This is a genomic window from Streptomyces sp. NPDC017520 (assembly GCF_044329855.1).
GTDB lineage: Bacteria > Actinomycetota > Actinomycetes > Streptomycetales > Streptomycetaceae > Streptomyces.
Genome location: NZ_JBIRKB010000024.1, coordinates 38,509 through 52,233 on the forward strand (window position 1 = coordinate 38,509; position 13,725 = coordinate 52,233).

The following is a 13,725-nucleotide window of genomic DNA, read 5'->3' on the forward strand; positions in this document are numbered from 1 at the left end:
TTCCTCCTCAGGCAGGGGTGAGACGGAGCAGGGATCCGGCGTTGCGGCCGCGTACGGCGTCGAAGTCGTCCTCGGACAGGCGCGCGGCGCGCAGGGCGGCGACCGGGTCGTCGGCGCCCATGTCGAAGGGGAAGTCCGAACCGAGCAGAACCCGGTCGGCCCCCGCTACGCGGATTAGTTCCCGCAGGACGTGCGGGTCGTGGACGAGCGAGTCGAACCAGAGCCGCTTGAGGTAGCTGCTGGGCAGGTGGGCACAGCTGGCGCCCGCGTCCGCGCGGGCCGACCAGGCGTGGTCGGAACGGCCGATGTGGGTGGGTAGGTAGCCGCCGCCGTGCGCGGCGATCAGCTGCAGCCCGGGGTGCCGGTCGAGCACCCCGGAGAAGATCAGATGCGAGAGGGCGACGGCGTTCTCCGTCGGCTGTCCGACCGTGTTGGACAGGTACCACCGGTCCAGACGCTCGTCGAGGGTGCAGCCGAAGGGGTGCAGGAACAGGACCGCGCCGGTCTCCTCGGCCCGTGACCAGAACGGTTCGTACGCCGGATCGGACAGCTCCCGTCCCGGGGCGTGGCTGGAGATCTCCACCCCGGCGAGCCCTTGTTCCAGCGCGTGGTCGAGGGCGCGCACCATGTGGTCGGGGTGCTGGAGGGGGACGAAGCCTAGGCCCCGCAGCCGGTCCGGTGCCCCGGCGCAGTGGGCGGCGGTGGCCTCGTTGGCCAGCCGGTACACCTTCTCGGCGGTCCCCTCGTCCGCCCAGTAGTGGTAGTGCGAGGGCGAGGGGCTGACCAGCTGCACGTCCACGCCCTGCGCGTCCATCGCGGCCAGCCGCACGCCCACGTCGGTGAGCCGCGGAAGGCGCTCGCCCACCATGGGGCCGCTGACGGCGAGGGCGGCGGGGCCGTTGCGGCGGGCGTCCAGCGCCTTGGCCTCCGCCAGTCCCGGCAGCCCGGCGACGAGCGCCTCGACCTCGGGCAGCAGGACGTGGGCGTGCACGTCGACGGTCGGCGAAGTCACGGCAGCTCCCTGAGCAGGTTCATGGTGCGGCCCATCAGGCCGGGGACGTCGGCGTCGCGGACGCCGTCGAGCTGCCACCGCCCGATCTGCACGGACGCCTCCACCACAGGGCGGACGCGGGCGATCCGACGTTCGTAGTACGCCTGGAACAGCGCGTCGTCCCAGCTCTCGGCCCCCGTGAGCAGTTCGGCGAGCACGAGCGCGTCCTCCAGGGACAGCGCGGCGCCCTGGGCGAGGGTGGGCGGACAGCAGTGGGCGGCGTCCCCGACGAGGACGACCCGGCCGCGGTGCCAGGAGCCCTCGACGAGCATCCGGTCGAACCAGGTGTAGTTGACCTGCGCTGGGTTGGTGATGTGCGCGGTGATCTCCGGCCAGAACCCCCCGTACGCGGAGGCCAGGCCGCGCATCTCGTCGGCGTAGGTCTCGGGTGGTATGGAGGCGCGGTCGCGGTTGGCCTCGACGACGTAGGCGTACAGGGTGGTCTCGCTGGTGGGGCAGTAGCCGGCGATGTAGGCGGGGCCGCCGTAGGCGAGGTCGGTGCGGGTGACGCCGACCGGGCGGGGGGCCGCGACGCGCCAGATGGCCATGCCGGTGGGTTCGGGTTTGTCGGTGATGCCGATCGCGGCCCGGGTGGCGGAGTTGACGCCGTCGGCGGCCACGACGAGGTCGTAGCGGCCCGAGGTGCTGTCGGAGAAGCGTGCGGTGACGCCGGCGGCGTCCTGGTCCAGGGCGGTGGCCGTGACGCCCAGGCGGACGGTGGCTCCGCTCGCGCGGACGGCGTCGATGAGGATCTGCTGGAGCTGAGGGCGCCGCATGCCGACGGTGGCGGGGAGGTCGTCGCCGCCGGAGCGGATGTCGCGGGCGGCGTGCAGGACGGTGCCGTCGGGGGTGGTGATGCCCACCGACCCGAAGCCGAACCCGGACGCCTGCACCTGCTCCCACACGGCGAGTTCGCGCAGGACCCGCAGGGCGTTGCCCTGGAGGGTGATGCCGGAACCCGCGGTGGCGTTCCAGTCGTCCTTGGCCTCGATCAGGTGCACGTCGAGGCCGGCCCGGCGCAGGAGGATCGTGACGGCGTTGCCGGCCGCGCCGCCGCCGATCACCAGGACCGTACGGGCTGTGCTCATGAGGGAACTCCCTTGTTCCACCGGTCTGTGGTCAGACCGGACTGGCCGGACCGGCTACTTGACGGCGATCGGGTTGACCGGTGAGCCGACGGCTCCGGTGATGGGCAGTGGAGCCGCGGTGAGGAAGAAGTCGTAGACGCCGTCGGCCGCGCAGTCCTCGGCGAGCGCCTCCAGGTCCCACATCTCGCCGATCAGCAGCCCGATGTGGGGGATGGCGACCTGGTGCAGCGGCTGGAAGGCGTGCTCGAACTCGTTCGGCCGAACTTCGAAGCCCCACGTGTCGGTGGCAACGGCCGCGATCTCGCTGCCGTGCAGCCAGCCGGCGCAGGTGAACGACAGCCCGGGGGCGGGCCCGCCCGCATAGTCGCCCCAGCCGTGGCGGCGGACCCGGGTGAGCTGCCCTGTGCGCACGAGCACGATGTCGCCGCGGCCGACGGCGACCCCGTGTGCTTCGGCGGTCGCCGTCAGATGGTCCTCGGTGATCGCGAACCCGTCGGGGAGTTCTCCGTCGTCACCGATCGCGCGGCCGACGTCCAGCAGGACGCCGCGTCCGGCGACGTGGGCGGCCATGTGCTCGATGCCGGTCACCAGGTCGCCGTCGGACGTGACGACCTTCTCGGCAGGACGGCCGTTCCACGCCTTGCCGTGGTCGAAGATATGGCCCAGGCCGTCCCATTGCGTGGAGCACTGCAGCGGCATCGCGATCACGTCGTCGGCGCCGCCGATGCCGTGGGGGAGGCCCTGGTTGCCCAGAGCGGCGTCCGTGCCGGTGTCGAGCATGGTGTGGACGGGGTTGGTGCGCCGCCGCCAGCCCTTCTGGGGCCCGTCGATGTCGAAGCGCTGGGACAGGGAGAAGCTGGCGCCCCGCCGTACGAGCGCGGCCCCCTCGCGGCGCTTGGCCTCGTCGAGGAAGTTCAGGGTGCCCAGTACGTCGTCCTCGCCCCAGCGTCCCCAGTTGGAGCAGGTTTTCGCCGCCCGGGCGACCGAGGCCGCCGGGTCGGTGGGGTCCAGGCTCACGGGGTCTCCTCCGCGGTACAGCGGGAGCGCTGGACGCCGAGTCCGGTGACCGAACCCTCCATGACGTCGCCGTCGCGCAGCAGCCGGCCCCAGTGCATGCCGTTCCCGGCGGGACTGCCGGTCAGCACGAGGTCGCCGGGCAGGAGCTGGGCGGTCTGCGAGGCGTACGCAACGACGCGGGCGACGTCGAAGATCATGTCCTTGGTGGACTCGTCCTGCATGGTCTCGCCGTTCAGTTTCAGCGTGACCCGCAGGTCGCCGGTGTCGGCGATCGACCCGGCGGGCACGATCCACGGGCCGAGCGGCGTGAAGCCGGGCGCGTTCTTGCTGCGCAGCCAGTCCGTGCCGATCTGCGGCATGTCCCGGCGGAAGACGGTGGCGCGGTCGGTCAGGTCGTTCGCGATGGTGTAACCGGCGATGTGATCCAGCGCCTCCTCCACCGACACTTGGTACGCGGGCCGGCCGATGACGGCCGCCAACTCCAGCTCCCAGTCGGGCTTTCCGGCCCAGGCGGGCAGGACGACGTCGTCGTACGGGCCGGTGACCGCACTTGGCAGGCCGATGAACACGTACGGCAGGTCCTCCGCCGCCCTGCGGTCCATGATCTCCGCCGCCTCGGCGCGCCGCTCCTCCTCGGAACGGTCGTCGTCCGGGGCCCGGTGCGAGACATGCAGGTCGATCACGTGCTGCCGGTAGTTCGCCCCCGACTGGAAGACCTGGCGCGCCTCGACGGGGGCGTGCACCCGGAAGTCCGCCAGCGGCTCCCGTCCGGAGCCCTCGTCCCCGGCCAGCGCCCGCAGCCGGGGGAGGGCGGTCTCCCAGACCTCCAGGATTCCCCGGACGGTCAGCTGCTCGTCGTCGAAGGCGGCCCGCAGATCGAGTATCCGGGCGTCCGGTGTGACGAGGGCGGGAAACGCGGGCCTCTCCGGGGCGGAGAGCGTGGCGAGGGCGAACGGTCCTGCGAAGAGCGCGGACTCGGGTTCAGGTTTCACGGACATGTCCTCCTGATTGCGGTGGGACTAATCTGGACTCGCCCACCGTGATCAGGGAAATCGATTATCTGGATGGTTGCCATCCACGGTGTGAATCTTCGCTGGTCGGTGCCCTACAGCAAGAGGATGACCCGTGAATCTGAGTCGGCTCGATCTCAACCTCGTCGTCGCGCTGCGCGCGCTGCTGGAGGAGCGCAACGTCACCCGGGCCGGGCAGCGCGTCGGCCTGAGCCAACCGGCCATGAGCGCGGCCCTGGCACGGCTGCGCCGCCACTTCGACGACGACCTCCTCGCCCGGGTCGGCGGCCACTACGAGCTCACCGCCCTCGGACAGGTCCTGCTCGACCGCACCTCCGCCGCCTACGACGTGCTGGAACGCCTCTTCGCCAGCCAGGCCGACTTCGACCCGGCCAAGGAGAGCCGGGAGTTCAAACTGGTCGCCTCCGACTACGCCGTCGCCGTCTTCGGTACCGAACTGGCCCGGGTCGTGCACGACGAGGCCCCCGGCATCCGCCTGCGCTTCGCCCAGACCCCGACCACCGTCGTCGACGACACCGGCACCCTGCTCAGCACCACCGACGGCCTCTTCATGCCGCACGGCGTCATCAGTGACTTCCCCTCCACCGATCTCTACGACGACCGCTGGGTCTTCCTCGTCGCCCGGGACCATCCGGGCGTCGGCGACCAGCTGAACCGGGACGACCTGGCCCGCCTGCCCTGGGTCACCTACCAGCGCACCTACGACGCACCGGCGGTACGCCAGCTCGGCATGCTCGGCATCGAACCGCGCATGGAGATCGCCGTCGACAGCTTCCAGCTCCTGCCCCTGCTGGTCGAGGGCACCAGCCGTATCGCCCTGATCCAGGCCCGCCTCGCCCGCCTCCTCGCGCCCCTCGCCGACGTACGCGTACTGGAGCCGCCGTACGAGGCAGTCCCGCTGCGCGAAGCGCTGTGGTGGCACCCCGTTCACACCCACGACGCGGCCCACATCTGGCTGCGCGAGACGGCCGCCCGAGTCGGCAGGCGCATGGCGGACAAGGACGAGACCCGGGTCCCGCCCTGATCGGTGCTCGCCACCTCGCCCCGCCCCCGTGTACGTGAGCACCGCACGGGCCGGCTGGCTCCCCGGTCGGCCGGCCCGGCAGCTGGTTCCGGGGCGCGGTATCGATCAGCCGATGGCCAGGATGCGCTGGGCGGACAGGCTGCGCGAGGAGCGGCCGGCGTGGATGGTGCAGGAGCCGGGGACGAGTTTCCAGGCGCCTGCGTTCCAGACGGACAGGTCGCGGGCGTCCACGGTGAAGGTGAGGCGGGTGCTCGCCCTCGGTGCGAGGGTGACCTTGCGGAAGCCGATCAGGCGGCGCGGCTCGGCCTGAGCACCGCTGGGCAGGGCGGCGTAGAGCTGTACGACGTCGGTGCCCTACCGGTTGCCGGAGTTGGTGAGGGTGACGGCGGCGGTGAGCGTCCTGCTCCCGGCGTCGTAGGCGACTTCCAGGCTGCCGAGGTTGAACGTGGTGCAGGACAGGCCGTGGCCGAAGGGGAACAGCGGGCTCTGGCCCTGTGCGTCGTAGTAGCGGTAGCCGACGAGGTGGCCTTCGCTGTGGGACACCGTGGGTCCGTTGCCGAGGTGGGCGGCCGAGGTGGGGCCGGGGCCCTGGGCGGCGGTGGCGGGGGAGGCGGCCGGACGGGTCGGCGTCGCCGAAGAGGACGGCGGCCAGCGCGGTGCCGGTGGCGCGTCCGAACTGCAGCCGTCGAACGACACCATCCGGTACGGCCCGAACCGCGCTACTGGCGTCGTCGGCCGGGCCGGCATCCCAGATAGACTCGCGGTCAGCTTGTCCCGGACCAGCCGGTGGCCGACCTCGGGGAACAGGCACATCGCCGGCAGGGAAGTAGACTCCGACCCGCGACGGAAGATCACGCAACCTCTGCTGCATCGTCCTCGTCTCCGCAAGGACCGCGTCCACCAGTTCGAACGGCATGACGGCAGTCAACTCGCCCGGATGCCTGGGAGTGAACCGGCTCGCGGTCACAGTGACCAAACGGGTGATGGTCGTCAGCGCAGATGGCAGGACACAATGACGGGACAACGGAGTTCCTTCGGGACAAGCTGTCCTGGTCGACTGCCTGTACCAACGAGTTCCGTTGCTCTGCGTCGATAATTCTTCAACTCGTCTGCGCGACCTGCGGAAACGTTAACTACCCGGCTTCGGGCCAAGGCCCGAGAGCTGCGGTGCGGTCATCATTGACTGCCCCTCTGTCAACCTCTGTGTCGGTATCGCTCCCCTGGCCCGCTCTCAGCCTGCTTGCTCGCAGCGCTCGGTGTCGATCTCGGCGAGCGTGGCCTCGTTGTAGCGGGCCCCGTGGACGGTCGTGCCGTTCAGTACCTGTCCAGCTATGTCGAGGACTTCGCCGGGTACGTCGAGGTCGAGGATGGACAGGTTCTCCCGCAGGTGGGGCACCGACCGAGTTCCCGGAATGACCACGACGTGGGAACCACGGGAGAGGCCCAGGCCAGGGCCAGTTGGGGCAGGGTGAGGCCGGCACCGTCGGTGATCTTCTCCAGCTTGCTCCGCAGCGCCAGGTTGCTCGGATAGTGGCGCTCGTCGAAGCGGGGCATGCCCCGGCGGATGTCACCCGCGGGAAGGGCGCCGAAGTCCGGGGGCGCGGCGGTGAGGAACCCCCGGGCCAGAGGGCTGAACGCCACAGGGGCGACGCCGAGTTCATGGGCCGCATCCAGGGTCCCCCGCTCGGGGTTGCGCGTCCACAGGCTGTACTCGTTCTGCAATGCGGCGATCGGATGCACGGCGTGGGCGCGCCGCAGGGTCGCGGCGGACACCTCGGACAGGCCCAGCGCCCGCACCTTACCCGCCTCGACGAGCCCGGCCAACGCCCCGACGCTCTCCTCCACCGGCACCGCTCGGTCGAGACGGTGCAGGTAGTAGAGGTCGATCACGTCGGTACGGAGCCGGGCCAGCGCCTCGTCGACGGTGCGCCGCAGGGTCCCGGGCCGGCCGTCGATGACGCGGCGGCCGTCGACGCCGGTCATGCCGCACTTGCTGGCCAGCACGATCCGGTCCCGGTGCCCGGCAAGCACCCGTCCGACGAGCTCCTCGTTGACGCCGAAACCGTAGAGGGCGGCGGTGTCGAATAGCGCTACGCCTTCCTCCAGCGCCGTCAGGAGCAGCCGCTCAGCGCCCTCTGACGAGGGCGCTACGCCGTAGGCGTGGCTGAGGTTCATGCAGCCCAGGCCGATGGCCGGGACCTCGAAGGGCCCGATCCGGCGCGGGGCCCACCCCGTGTCGGCACGCGGCGGCGCGGTCAAGAGCCCGCAGCGGCGGTGAGCTGCTGTTCCAGCGCCGCCAGGGTTCGGTAGCAGGGAAGGACCTGGGCGATGGACGCGTTCGGCTCACGGCCCTCGCGGATCGCGGCGACGAACTCGCGGTCCTGGAGCTCGATGCCGTCCATCGACACGTCGACACCGCTCACGTCGATCGGCTCGTCCTTGCCCGTGAACAGGTCGTCGTAGCGGGCGATGTAGGTGCCGGTGTCGCCGATGTAGCGGAAGAAGGTGCCGAGCGGCCCGTCGTTGTTGAACGACAGCGACAGCGTGCAGATCGCGCCGTTCTCCGCGCGCAGCTGGATGGACATGTCCATCGCGATGCCGAGCTTGGGGTGGATCGGGCCCTGGATTGCGTGGGCCTGCACGATCGGCGAGCCGGTCTGGTACGCGAACAGGTCGACGGTGTGCGCGGCGTGGTGCCACAGCAGGTGGTCGGTCCAGGAGCGCGGCTCCCCGAGCGCGTTGAGGTTCTCCCGGCGGAAGAAGTACGTCTGCACGTCCATCTGCTGGATGCCGAACTCGCCGGTTGCGATCCGCTGGCGTACCCACTGGTGGCTGGGGTTGAAGCGGCGGGTGTGGCCCACCATTGCGACGAGACCGGTGCGCTCCTGCGCCGCCTGGCACGCCTCGGCGTCGGCGAGGGAGTCGGCGAGCGGGATCTCGGTCTGCACGTGCTTGCCCGCGTCGAGGCAGGTCAGGGTCTGCGCGGCGTGCAGTTGGGTCGGGGTGGCGAGGACGACGGCGTCGATGTCGTCCATCGCGAGCACCTCGTCCAGGGATGTGGCGGCTCGTGCGACGCCCTGCTCGGCGGCGAACTTCTGGGCTCGCTCCAGGTTGCTGCTCACGACGGCGGCCACCTCGACGCCCTTGATGCGGCGGAGTGCGGTCGCGTGCTTGGCGCCGAAGGCGCCGCCGCCGGCCAGGGCGATCCGCAGTGTTCGGTCGTCGGTCATGTCAGTTCTCTCCTTCGGTGGGCGCGTCGGCCCGGGGGTGGTTCTCCAGGATCAGGTGGCCGACGGCCGTGTTGGACGCGGGCACATGGTAGAAGCGGTGCTTGACCTCGACGTCGCCGGTGCCGTCCACGTCGCTCATCGCGCCGCGGGCGATCAGCCACATGACCAGCTCGATGCCTTCCGAGCCGGCCTCCTCGACGTACTCCAGGTGCGGTACTTCGGCCAGTCCCGCGGGGTCGGCGATCAGTCGGTCCAGGAACGCGTTGTCCCACTCGCGGTTGATGAGGCCGGCACGCGGGCCCTGGAGCTGGTGGCTCATGCCGCCGGTGCCCCACACCTGCACTTTGAGGGGGCGGTCGTACGACTCGATTGCCTTGCGCAGCGCCTGGCCGAGCTTGAAGCAGCGGGCGCCGGAGGGGACCGGATACTGCACCACATTGACATGGAACGGAATGATTTTGCATGGCCACTTCTCGGCGTCGCCGAACATCAGCGACAGCGGGACGGTCAGACCGTGGTCGATGGCCATGTCGTTGACGAGGGTGAGGTCGAAGTCGTCCCGGATGAGGGAGTGCGCGATATGTGCGGCCAGGCCGGAGTCGCCCTCGATGCCAGGCACGGGGCGGGGGCCGTACCCTTCGTCGGCAATGGGGTAGGAGGCACCGGTGCCGAGGACGAAGGTCGGGATCATCGACTGGTCGAAGGCGCTGGCGTGGTCGTTGTAGACCAGGAAGATCACGTCGGGGACGTTCTCCCGCTCCCACGCCTTGGAGTAGTCGTACCCCCCGAAGGCCGGTTTCCAGTAAGGTTCTTCGGTCTTGCCGTGGTCCAGCGCCGCACCGATCGCCGGCACGTGCGAGGTGAAGACGGCGCCGGTGATGGTGGCGTGCTCGGCCGGCGGCTCCGGGTTCGTGTACGCCGCCTCCAGGACGGCGTGGTCGATCCGGTTGCCTTCGACGGAGCGCCCGCCGCCGACCATCATGGCGCGGTACTCCTCCTCGGTCATGCCGGTCATCGAGCCGGCCATCTGCTGGAACGAGAACCCCAGCGTCGCGCCCCACTTAGCGAGGAAGTAGATGTTGCCGCCTTCGCGCATCGCCGCGTTGAGGTCCCGGTCGAGGAGCGCTTGCTTCTGCTCCTTGCGCAATGGCCACGCGGCCAAGTAGGCCCGCTCGTCGGCGAGGTAGGCCGCACGGTTCTCTGGAGTCATCAGCGACATGCAGAACTGGTTGAGGTGATAGCCCTTGGCGGACTGCTCGGCGTCGAAGATGGTCGTCCCCGGCACCAGTTTGTAGGTCTTGTCCAGTGACATGGGTGGGGTTCCAATCGTACGGGGAAGTCAGTCGGCGGCAGGCCAGTACAGGCGCGTCGGGTTGTCCACGAGGAGCTTGTGCCGGAGCTCCGGCGTGGGCGCGATGTGCGGGATGAAATCGACCAGCAGGCCGTCGTCGGGCATGTGGGAGACGAGGTTCGGGTGCGGCCAGTCCGTGCCCCACAGCACCCGGTCGGGGAACTCCTCGACCACGCGCCGGGCGAAGGGAACTACGTCGCGGTACGCCTCCTGCTCACCGTCGAGAGCCGGTCGGCCGTCCACCGTCAGTCGCTCCGGGCAGGTCACCTTGCACCAGACGTCCGGCCGGGCCCGCAGGAAGTTCAGGAAAGCTTGGAACTCGGGCTCGTCCGGGTCCTTGGTGACATCGGGTCGGCCCATGTGGTCCACGACCAGCGGGACCGGGATCGACAGGAAGAAGTCGCGCAGGTCGGGCAGGTCGGACGCCTCGAAGTAGACGACGACGTGCCAGCCCAGCGGGGCGATTCGCTCGGCCACGTCCAGCAGGACCTGTCGTGGCGCCGCGTCCACCAGCCGCTTCACGAAGTTGAACCGTACGCCGCGCACTCCCGCCTCGTGCAGTTCGCGCAGCTCCTCGTCGGAGACGTCAGGGCGTACGGTCGCCACGCCCCGGGCCGTGCCCTTCGACGCGCGCAGGGCGTCGGCCAGGGCGCGGTTGTCGGCGCCGTGGCAGGTGGCCTGCACGATGACGTTGCGGGTGAAACCGAGGTGGTCGCGGAGCGCGAAGAGCTGGCCCTTGGACGCGTCGCATGGCGTGTACTTCCGCTCGGGCGCGTACGGGAACTCGGCGCCCGGGCCGAAGACGTGGCAGTGCGCGTCGACGGCGCCCTCGGGGAGCCGGAACCGCGGTCGGCTCGGGCCGGCGTACCAGTTGAGCCAGCCAGGGGTCTTCTCGAAGTCGATCGTCATGGGTTCTGGTCCGTCCTCGTCAGTCCTCGTAGCGCAGGCCGAGTTCGGCCAGCGGGCCGCGCATGCCGTACATGTCCAGGCCGAGCTTCCCGGCACGGAACTGCGTGCGCTTGCCCTCCTCGTTGGCCTCGCGGGCGGCCGAGGAGGCGGCGACCTCGGCGGCCCGCTCGCGCGGTACCACGACGACGCCGTCGGCGTCGGCGACGATGACGTCACCGGGGCGCACAAGGGCGTTGCCGCAGACGACGGGTACGTTGACCGAGCCGAGGGTGGCCTTGACGGTGCCCTTGGCGTTGACCGCGCGGGAGAAGACGGGGAAGTCCATGCCCTCCAGGTCGGCGATGTCGCGGACACCGCCGTCGATGACCAGGCCCTGGCAGCCCCGGGCGCGGAAGGAGGTGGCGAGCAGCTCGCCGAAGAACCCGTCCTCGCTCTCGGTCGTGCAGGCCGCGACGACGACGTCGCCGTCCTGGAGCTGTTCGGCGGCGACGTGCAGCATCCAGTTGTCGCCGGGCTGGAGAAGCACGGTGACGGCGGTGCCGCACATCCGGGCCTTCGGGTAGACCGGGCGCAGGTAGGGGCGCATGAGCCCGACCCGGCCCATGGCCTCGTGGATCGTCGCGACGCCGTACTTCGACAGTTCGGTGACGGCCTCGGGGCCGGCCCGGTCGATCTTGGTGTGGACGACGCCGATCTCGGTGTGTTCCATGCGTACTTCTCCTGGGGTCAGCGGCCGGCCGCGGCGAGGCGGGCGGCGAGTCGGGGGTAGACGCGCAGGGCGTTGCCGGAGTAGACGGCGGCGCGGGCCTCGTCCGACAGGTGCGGGGTGGCGTCGACGTACCGCTTCGTGTCGTCGAAGTGGTGGCCGGTGCGCGGGTCGATGTCGCGGACCGCGCCGATCATCTCGCTGGCGAACAGGACGGACCGGCTGGGGATCACTTGGGTGAGCAGGTCGATGCCGGGCTGGTGGTAGACGCAGGTGTCGAAGAAGACGTTGTCGAGCAGTGCCTCCGGGTCCGGCTTGCCGAGCGCCATCGCCAGGCCGCGGAACCGGCCCCAGTGGTACGGCACGGCACCGCCGCCGTGCGGGATCACGAACCGCAGCGTCGGGAAGTCGGCGAACAGGTCGCCCTGGACGAGCTGCATGAAGGCCGTGGTGTCGGCGTTCAGGTAGTGCGCGCCGGTGGTGTGGAAGGCCGGGTTGCAGGACGTGGAGACGTGGATCATCGCGGGGACGTCGTACGCGGCCATCGCCTCGTAGAGGGGGTACCAGCTCCGGTCCGTCAGCGGTGGCGCCGTCCAACGGCCGCCCGAGGGATCTGGGTTGAGGCTGACCGTCACCGCGCCGAGCTCCTCGACCGCGCGGCGCAGCTCGGGCAGGCAGGTCGCCGGGTCGGCGCCGGGGGACTGCGGCAGCATCGCGCCCATCGCGAACCGGTCGGGATGGAGCGTGCTGACGCGGTGCACGAGGTCGTTGCAGATCCGCGCCCACGCCGAGGAGACGGCGAAGTCGCCGATGTGGTGGGCCATGAAGCTGGCCCGCGGGGAGAAGATCGTGAGGTCGCTGCCGCGCTCGTCCATTATGCGCAGCTGGTTGCCCTCGACGGTCTGGCGCAGGTCGTCGTCGGTGATGACGAGGTCGTCGGGGTCGGGTGCGTCCGTCGGGGAGTCGACGGCCGCGATCTGCCGGTCGCGCCACTCGGCCAGCTGCGGTGGCGCGGTGGTGAAGTGACCGTGACAGTCGATGATCATGGGAGGTCTCCTGGGAGTGTCGGGGCAGGAGCCGACCGGGCCGGGGACACCGTCAGCCCTGGGCGCTGAGAGGCCAGCCGGTGTACTGCTCCGAGAGGTAGGCGCGTCCGGCGTGTGTGCCCACCACGTTGTCGAGTTCGCCGAGCTGGCGCCGCAGGTCGAAGGCCGAGGCGCCGGGCGCGGTGTGGAGCAGCTGGGTCATCCAGTACGAGAAGTTCTGGGCCCGCCACACCCGCTGGAGGGCCCGCGGCTGGTACTCGTCCAGCGCGGCCTCGCCTTCGCGGCCGAGGGCCCGCAGTATTACGGCGGCGAGGACCTTCACGTCGTGCAGCGCCAGGTTGAGCCCGCGGGCGCCGGTTGGCGGCACTGTGTGCGCGGCGTCACCGGCGAGCACCATTGAGCCCCAGCGCATGGGCTCCTGCACGAAGGAGCGGAACCGCAGTACCGTCTTATCGATGACGGGCCCCTCCTTCAGCCGGAAGCCGTCCTCACCGGCCACCCGCGCCTGGAGGGTGTCCCAGATGCGGTCGTCCGACCAGGCGCCGACGGACTCGTCGGGGGAGCACTGGAAGTACATGCGCTGCACGGCCTCGGTGCGCTGGCTGATCAGCGCGAAGCCGTGCTCGGAATGGGCGTAGACCAGCTCGGGTGCGCTCAACGGCGCCTCGGCGAGGATGCCGAACCACGCGAAGGGGTACTCCTTGCCGTACCGCGTCCGCCGGTCCTCCGGCACCAGGTCGCGGCACATGCTGCGGGACCCGTCCGCGCCGACCACGTACCGCGCGCGGATCTCATGCCGGGACCCGTCGGCCGCGGTGTACCGGACGCGCGGGGAGCCGGTGGCGATGTCGAGGACCTCGGTATCCCTGACACCGAAGTGGGCCGTGCCGCCGTCGCGCTCCCGCGCGTCGGCCAGGTCGATGAACACGTCGGTCTGCGGGTAGAGCCACACCGACTCGCCCACCAGGGCCTTGAAAGGAATCCGGTAAGCCCGGCCACCGAACCGGAGCTCGGTGCCCTCGTGCTCGTGGCCGTCCCGCAGGATCCGGTCGGAGACACCGGTCTCGACCAGGTCCCGGGCCACGTCGGCCTCCAGGATCCCGGCCCTCTGCGTCGTCTCGATCTCGTGCCGGGTACGGGTGTCGAGCACGATCGTCCCGACCCCTGCGCGCCCGAGCCGGTGTGCCAGCATCAGGCCGGCGGGACCGGCACCGATGACAGCCACGGGGACCGAGGCGACGGTGTCGACGAGGGCATCGGCCATGGCAACTC

The 13,725-nt window shown here is 70.6% G+C and carries 14 protein-coding genes and 1 pseudogene; 1 reads left to right on the top strand and 14 read right to left on the bottom strand.

Going from position 1 to position 13,725, the window contains the following annotated elements; genetic code table 11:
• Window positions 1–7: 7 nt before the first annotated feature.
• The 4 genes from ACH4KB_RS34960 to ACH4KB_RS34975 are packed head-to-tail and all read right to left on the bottom strand — an operon-like array spanning window position 8 to window position 4,154.
• Window positions 8–1,012 (bottom strand): amidohydrolase family protein, encoded by a 1,005-nt coding sequence (locus tag ACH4KB_RS34960; RefSeq protein ID WP_398070635.1) that lies wholly within the window; start codon window positions 1,010–1,012, stop codon window positions 8–10.
• Window positions 1,009–2,139: an FAD-dependent oxidoreductase gene (locus ACH4KB_RS34965; protein ID WP_398070637.1), complete on the bottom strand. Its 1,131-nt coding sequence runs from the start codon at window positions 2,137–2,139 to the stop codon at window positions 1,009–1,011. The genes ACH4KB_RS34960 and ACH4KB_RS34965 overlap by 4 nt, the downstream gene beginning before the upstream one ends.
• A gap of 54 nt (window positions 2,140–2,193) precedes the next feature.
• Window positions 2,194–3,156, bottom strand: a complete 963-nt coding sequence (locus ACH4KB_RS34970) for a cyclase family protein (RefSeq protein WP_398070639.1) — start codon at window positions 3,154–3,156, stop codon at window positions 2,194–2,196.
• Window positions 3,153–4,154: a fumarylacetoacetate hydrolase family protein gene (locus ACH4KB_RS34975; protein WP_398070641.1), complete on the bottom strand. Its 1,002-nt coding sequence runs from the start codon at window positions 4,152–4,154 to the stop codon at window positions 3,153–3,155. Before ACH4KB_RS34975 ends, ACH4KB_RS34970 begins: the two co-directional genes overlap by 4 nt.
• A gap of 127 nt (window positions 4,155–4,281) precedes the next feature.
• Between ACH4KB_RS34975 and ACH4KB_RS34980 the strand changes: the two genes are divergently transcribed.
• Window positions 4,282–5,211: a LysR family transcriptional regulator gene (locus tag ACH4KB_RS34980; protein WP_398070643.1), complete on the top strand. Its 930-nt coding sequence runs from the start codon at window positions 4,282–4,284 to the stop codon at window positions 5,209–5,211.
• A gap of 105 nt (window positions 5,212–5,316) precedes the next feature.
• Here ACH4KB_RS34980 and ACH4KB_RS34985 read toward each other — a convergent pair.
• The 10 genes and pseudogenes from ACH4KB_RS34985 to ACH4KB_RS35030 form a co-directional block, all read right to left on the bottom strand.
• Window positions 5,317–5,547 (bottom strand): annotated as a pseudogene (locus tag ACH4KB_RS34985) (fibronectin type III-like domain-contianing protein); the annotation flags it as partial.
• 18 nt (window positions 5,548–5,565) lie between these two features.
• Window positions 5,566–6,024, bottom strand: a complete 459-nt coding sequence (locus tag ACH4KB_RS34990) for a hypothetical protein (RefSeq protein ID WP_398070645.1) — start codon at window positions 6,022–6,024, stop codon at window positions 5,566–5,568.
• Window positions 6,025–6,442: 418 nt separating this feature from the next.
• Entirely contained in the window at window positions 6,443–6,607 is a 165-nt protein-coding gene (locus ACH4KB_RS34995; protein WP_398070647.1) for a hypothetical protein, read from the bottom strand.
• Window positions 6,541–7,470, bottom strand: coding sequence for an aldo/keto reductase (locus ACH4KB_RS35000; protein ID WP_398070649.1), 930 nt, complete (start codon window positions 7,468–7,470; stop codon window positions 6,541–6,543). Before ACH4KB_RS35000 ends, ACH4KB_RS34995 begins: the two co-directional genes overlap by 67 nt.
• On the bottom strand, window positions 7,467–8,441 hold the full coding sequence (locus ACH4KB_RS35005; protein WP_398070651.1) for a Gfo/Idh/MocA family oxidoreductase: 975 nt from the start codon (window positions 8,439–8,441) through the stop codon (window positions 7,467–7,469). Before ACH4KB_RS35005 ends, ACH4KB_RS35000 begins: the two co-directional genes overlap by 4 nt.
• Before the next feature lies 1 nt (window position 8,442).
• Window positions 8,443–9,753: a protocatechuate 4,5-dioxygenase subunit alpha gene (gene ligA / locus ACH4KB_RS35010; RefSeq protein WP_398070653.1), complete on the bottom strand. Its 1,311-nt coding sequence runs from the start codon at window positions 9,751–9,753 to the stop codon at window positions 8,443–8,445.
• 27 nt (window positions 9,754–9,780) lie between these two features.
• On the bottom strand, window positions 9,781–10,701 hold the full coding sequence (locus tag ACH4KB_RS35015) for an amidohydrolase family protein (protein ID WP_398070655.1): 921 nt from the start codon (window positions 10,699–10,701) through the stop codon (window positions 9,781–9,783).
• Window positions 10,702–10,720: 19 nt separating this feature from the next.
• Window positions 10,721–11,410: a 4-carboxy-4-hydroxy-2-oxoadipate aldolase/oxaloacetate decarboxylase gene (gene ligK, locus ACH4KB_RS35020; protein WP_398070657.1), complete on the bottom strand. Its 690-nt coding sequence runs from the start codon at window positions 11,408–11,410 to the stop codon at window positions 10,721–10,723.
• Between the two features lie 17 nt (window positions 11,411–11,427).
• Window positions 11,428–12,453, bottom strand: coding sequence for an amidohydrolase family protein (locus ACH4KB_RS35025; protein WP_398070659.1), 1,026 nt, complete (start codon window positions 12,451–12,453; stop codon window positions 11,428–11,430).
• Window positions 12,454–12,505: 52 nt separating this feature from the next.
• Window positions 12,506–13,717, bottom strand: coding sequence for a 4-hydroxybenzoate 3-monooxygenase (locus ACH4KB_RS35030; RefSeq protein WP_398070661.1), 1,212 nt, complete (start codon window positions 13,715–13,717; stop codon window positions 12,506–12,508).
• Window positions 13,718–13,725 lie beyond the last annotated feature (8 nt).